This is a genomic window from Pseudomonas agronomica, from assembly GCF_025917275.1.
GTDB lineage: Bacteria > Pseudomonadota > Gammaproteobacteria > Pseudomonadales > Pseudomonadaceae > Aquipseudomonas > Aquipseudomonas agronomica.
In genome coordinates, this window is record NZ_JAOSHO010000543.1 from 1 (window position 1) to 3,132 (window position 3,132).

A 3,132-nucleotide genomic window follows, 5' to 3' on the forward strand; every position below is an offset into this window, starting at 1 on the left:
CCCTGCGCTGCACAAACCGATCGACATACTCATCCGCCGGCGAGTGCAGGATCTCCCGGGGCGTGCCGACCTGGATCAGCTTGCCGTCCTTGAGGATCGCAATGCGATTGCCTATGCGCACGGCCTCGTCGAGGTCGTGGGTGATGAAGACGATGGTCTTGTGCAGGGTCTTTTGCAGCTCCAGCAACTGATCCTGCATTTCCGCGCGGATCAGCGGGTCGAGGGCGCTGAAGGCTTCGTCCATCAGGATGATGTCGGTGTCCGCCGCCAGCGCCCGGGCCAGGCCGACGCGCTGGCGCATGCCGCCGGAGAGCTGGTGCGGGTATTTGTTTTCGTAGCCTTTCAGGCCGACGGTGTTGATCCAGTGCAGCGCACGCTCGGCGCACACCTGCTTGCTCTCGCCGCGCACTTTCAAGCCGTAGGCGACGTTGTCCAGCACGCTCTTATGGGGCAGCAGGCCGAAGCTCTGGAAGACCATGCTGATCTTGTGCCGGCGAAATTCGCGCAGGGCGTCCATGTCCAGTTGCAGGATGTCTTCGCCGTCCACCAGGATCGCGCCGCTGGTAGGGTCGATCAGTCGGTTGAAGTGGCGCACCAGGGTGGACTTGCCGGAGCCGGACAGGCCCATGATCACGAAGATTTCACCGGTGCCTATGCTCAGCGACAGGTCGTTCACGCCGACCACGCAGCCGGTTTCGGCCAGCACCTGATCCTTGGTCTTGTTCTGGCGGATCAGCTCCAGGGCTTCCTTGGAGCGGTTGCCGAAAATCTTGAAGACATTCTTGACTTCGATCTTGCTGATGGCTGCGTTGCTCATTTGCTCACCTCATGCCGAGGACGACCATAGGCCTGGGTAATGCGGTCGATGACCACGGCGAGAATCACGATGGCCAGCCCCGCTTCCAGGCCACGCCCGACGTTGAGGGTCTGGATGCCCACCAGCACGTCTTCACCCAGGCCACGGGCACCGATCATCGAGGCAATGACCACCATCGACAGGGCCATCATGGTGGTCTGGTTGATCCCGGCCATGATGCTCGGCAAGGCCAGGGGCAGTTGCACGCCGAACAGCTGCTGCCAGCGGTTGGCGCCGAAGGCGTTGATGGCTTCCATCACTTCGCCGTCCACCTGGCGGATGCCCAGGTCGGTCAGGCGAATCAACGGTGGCGCGGCGTAGATCACCGTGGCGAAGATCGCCGGGACCTTGCCCAGGCCGAACAGCATCAACACCGGAATCAGGTACACGAAGCTCGGCATGGTCTGCATGATGTCCAGCAACGGCATCAGCACCGAGCGCAGGCGATTGCTGCGCGCCGAGAGGATGCCCAGCGGAATGCCGATCATCACCGAAATCAGCGTCGCCACCAGCATCAGGGCGAGGGTCTGCATGAGCTTGTCCCACAGGCCCACCGCGCCCACCAGGAACAGCAGGCCAACGATCACCGCCGTAGCGATGACCTTGCGTGTGGCGTGCCAGGCAACGCCGCCGACAATGGCCAGCATCAGCCACCAGGGCGCCATGCGCAGCAGGCCTTCGAGGTTGACGATGGCCCACAGCAGCGTATCGGAGATGTGCCGGAACACGTCGCCATAGTTGGTCACCAGGGCGTCGACCCAACCGTTGACCCAGTCGGCGATGGAGAAGGTAAAGCTTTCGGGAAACATAAGAGACTCTCGATCAGGTGGATGCGGTGAATGTCCCGGCCAGCCCATGGGTTGGCCGGGAAATATTCGACCTACAGAGCCGCGTCGATTTTCTTGGCAGCGTCTTCGCTGACCCACGCATGCCAGACTTCAGGATGTTCCTTCAGGAAGATCTTCGCCAGCTTCGGCGACTCGATCCGCTCTTTGGCCATGCGCCCAAGGTTCTGGTTCAGGATATCGATGGGCAGGTTGACCTTTTCCAGCACCGCCACCAGTTCCGGGGCTTCGTCGTGGAAGGTCTTGGACAGGCCGACCTTGATGCTCACGCTTTTATCCACGCCCGGTTTTTCTTCCAGTTTCACCAGGTCCACCTGGCCCATCAGCGGCGTTGGCGACCAGTAGTAGAACAGGATCGGTTCGCCACGCTTGTAGCTCGACAACACGGCCGCATCCAAAGCCGGGCCGGTGCCTGGGCGGAAGTTGGTGTAGTTTTTTTCCAGGCCGTAGCTCTTCAGCATTTCGCTGTTGTCCAGCTCGCAGGTCCAACCGGCCGGGCAGTTGTAGAAACGGCCCTTGGACGGTTCTTCCGGGTCCTTGAACACGGCGGCGTACTGGCCCAGGTCGGCGATGTTCTTCAGGCCCGGCGCCTTGGCTTCGAGCTTGCGCTTGGCGTCGCCTTCAACCACGTAGCGCGGCACGTACCAGCCTTCGATGGCGCCCACCACTGGCGCGCCGACGCCGACCACTTTGCCGGCCTTCTCGGCCTTGTTCCACACTTCACTGCGGCCGACCCACTCTTCGGCAAACACCTGGATGTCGTTGCTGCTCAGGGCGTTCTCCATGGTGATGGAGTTGCCTGGCAGGCTGTCGGTCTTGCAGTCGTAGCCTTTTTCCAGCACCACTTGCAGGACGTCGGTCAGCAGCATGCCGCTTTCCCAGTTCAGGCCGGCGAACTTCACCGGTTTACCCGACTCGCACCAACCGGCCGCTTGCGTGGCGCCGGCGGTGGCCAGCAGGCCCATGGAAAGCAGTGCGGTCAGCAGGGTCTTGTTCGACTTCATTATGTGACGCTCCTAATCAGTTGGATTGGCTTACGGCAGTCAAGAGGCATCCAGCCCTGTCAACGTCCCATCAGACCGCTTGGATGCGGCCCGCCCTGCTCGGTTGTGCGTCAACCGCGTCCTGCTCGACTGGCAGGATCAATTGATCGGGTACTGCGCTGTGCCACTTCTTCGCGGCGAGGTAATACACGCCTGCGGGAAGCACCAGGCCGATAATCCAGGAAATATCCACGTCGCCCATGGCGGCCACCAGCGGACCGGTATAGAACTTGGTGGCGATGAACGGCAACTGAACCAGTACCCCGAAGACATAGACGCTGATGCCAAGGATGTTCCAACGACCGTAGCGGCCGTTCGGATCGGCCAGTGCCGGCACGTCATAGCGCTCGCGAGTGATGCAGTAGTAGTCCACCAGGTTGATCGCGCT

Annotated in this window: 4 protein-coding genes; all 4 read right to left on the minus strand. The window is 61.6% G+C overall.

Annotation, left to right across the window (positions count from 1 at the left end; genetic code table 11):
• Nucleotides 1-817, minus strand: an 817-nt coding sequence (locus tag OC610_RS24160; RefSeq protein ID WP_264431446.1) for a quaternary amine ABC transporter ATP-binding protein, incomplete at its 3' end; no start/stop codon positions are given.
• Nucleotides 814-1,665, minus strand: a complete 852-nt coding sequence (locus OC610_RS24165; protein WP_264431448.1) for an ABC transporter permease — start codon at nucleotides 1,663-1,665, stop codon at nucleotides 814-816. The genes OC610_RS24165 and OC610_RS24160, both read right to left, overlap by 4 nt.
• A 71-nt stretch (nucleotides 1,666-1,736) precedes the next feature.
• Nucleotides 1,737-2,705, minus strand: coding sequence for an ABC transporter substrate-binding protein (locus tag OC610_RS24170; RefSeq protein WP_264431450.1), 969 nt, complete (start codon nucleotides 2,703-2,705; stop codon nucleotides 1,737-1,739).
• A gap of 70 nt (nucleotides 2,706-2,775) precedes the next feature.
• Nucleotides 2,776-3,132, minus strand: a 357-nt coding sequence (locus OC610_RS24175; protein ID WP_264431452.1) for a cytosine permease, incomplete at its 5' end; no start/stop codon positions are given.